The organism is Clostridium sp., from assembly GCF_029267215.1.
GTDB lineage: Bacteria > Bacillota > Clostridia > Clostridiales > Clostridiaceae > Sarcina.
Genome location: NZ_JARIDH010000061.1, coordinates 1 through 1,133 on the forward strand (window position 1 = coordinate 1; position 1,133 = coordinate 1,133).

1 protein-coding gene is annotated in these 1,133 nt (G+C 31.1%); it reads left to right on the forward strand.

Annotation, left to right across the window (positions count from 1 at the left end; genetic code table 11):
• Positions 1-1,133, forward strand: a 1,133-nt coding sequence (gene gad / locus Q1K13_RS10470; RefSeq protein ID WP_300350500.1) for a glutamate decarboxylase, incomplete at both ends; no start/stop codon positions are given.

Here is a 1,133-nt window from a genome sequence, read left to right on the forward strand (position 1 = left end):
AGATTAATAAAAGATGATTTACTAGATGAGGGTAATGCACGTCAAAACTTAGCAACATTTTGTCAAACATATATGGATGATGAGGCAGTTAAGTTAATGTCAGAAACTTTAGAGAAAAATGCTATAGATAAGTCAGAGTATCCAGAAACTGCTGAATTAGAGAATAGATGCGTAAATATGATAGCAGACCTTTGGAATGTTCCAGAAGGAAATAAATACATGGGAACATCAACAGTTGGATCATCAGAAGCTTGTATGCTAGGTGGTATGGCAATGAAATTCCACTGGAGAAACAGAGCAAAAGCTTTAGGAATGGATATGACAAATAGAAAACCAAACTTAGTAATATCATCAGGATATCAAGTTTGTTGGGAAAAATTCTGTGTTTACTGGGATATAGAAATGAGAGAAGTACCAATGGATAAAGATCATATGAGTATAAATGTTGACAAAGTTATGGACTATGTTGATGAAAATACTATTGGTATAGTTGGTATTTTAGGTATTACATATACAGGAAAATTTGATGATATAAAAGCTTTAAATGACAAAGTTGAAGAGTATAATAAAGAACACGATTTAAAAGTATATATACATGTTGATGGAGCTTCAGGAGCTATGTTTACACCATTCATAAATCCAGAATTAGAGTGGGATTTCAGACTTAAAAATGTAGTTTCAATTAATACTTCAGGACATAAATACGGATTAGTTTACCCGGGAATAGGTTGGGTTTTATGGAGAGATGAAGAATTTTTACCAAAAGAATTAGTATTTGAGGTAAGTTATTTAGGAGGAAAAATGCCAACAATGGCAATAAACTTCTCAAGATCAGCTAGCCAAATAATAGGTCAATATTATAACTTCTTAAGATATGGATTTGAAGGATATAGACAAATACATCAAAGAACAAAAGAAGTTGGTATGTATTTATCAGATGAAATAGAAAAAATGGGCTTATTCGAAATATATAACAATGGTGAAAACTTACCAATAGTTTGTTATAAATTAAAAGATGATGCTAATGTAGAGTGGACATTATATGATTTAGCAGATAGATTATTAATGAAAGGATGGCAGGTACCAGCTTATCCATTACCAGCAGATTTACAAGATGTAATAATTCAAAGATT